1 pseudogene is annotated in these 952 nt (G+C 44.5%); it reads left to right on the forward strand.

Annotated features, from left to right (window positions below):
- A pseudogene (locus tag ACFSTH_RS11435) lies at positions 1 to 934 on the forward strand (IS3 family transposase); the annotation flags it as partial.
- Positions 935 to 952 lie beyond the last annotated feature (18 nt).

The following is a 952-nucleotide window of genomic DNA, read 5'->3' on the forward strand; positions in this document are numbered from 1 at the left end:
AAGAAAATGAGCTGATCGCTTTAAGAAAAGAGAATCAACGTCTAAAAATGGAGGTGGATATTTTAAAGCAAGCCGCGCTGATCATGGGACGAAAGTAGCTATCATCCAGAATAACCGTGATAAATACTCGGTATCAGCAATGTGCGACGTCCTACAAATCGCAAGGAGTACATTCTATTACGACGCCCAAGAACGGGCTACTGAGGACGATATCACTGCAGCTATTGTAGATATCTTTCTCAAGAATCGAAAAGTCTATGGCACACGCAAGATCAAAGTGAAGCTTCGTGAGCGCGGATTCATCGTCTCCCGACGCCGCATTGGCCGTATCATGAGAGAGCAAGGACTCGTTTCCACCTACACGGTGGCGCAATATAAGCCCCATAAATCGGCGTGTAACGAAGCGGCGACGGCAAATGTTCTAAAGCGGGAGTTTGAGCAAACGGAAGCTAAACGCTTCGTTGTCAGTGATTTGACATATGTGAAAGTCCATAGCCGATGGCATTACGTTTGTGTACTGGTGGATCTGTTTAATCGAGAAATTATTGGTCATAGTGCAGGCCCGAACAAGGACGCGGCCTTAGTTTCACGCGCGTTTGCGAGTGTTAAAGGTGATCTAAGTCAGATTCAATGGTTTCATACCGACCGTGGCAGCGAGTTCAAAAATCAAAAAATGGATGAACTCTTGGAGACGTTTGAGATTGGCCGATCACTAAGTATGAAAGGCTGTCCTTACGACAATGCTGTGGCTGAAGCCACATACAAGATCATGAAAACAGAGTTTGTGAACCAGATCACCTTCCAGAGTCTTAAGCATTTAGAATTGGAATTATATGATTATGTGAACTGGTTCAACAAGCATCGCATCCATGGAACCTTAGGCTATTTGACGCCTGTTCAGTATCGCCAAGAAGCCCTTAAAAAAGTTGTCTGATTTACTGTTGACAATCCA

It is taken from the genome of Paenibacillus yanchengensis, assembly GCF_042684845.1.
GTDB lineage: Bacteria > Bacillota > Bacilli > Paenibacillales > Paenibacillaceae > Pristimantibacillus > Pristimantibacillus yanchengensis.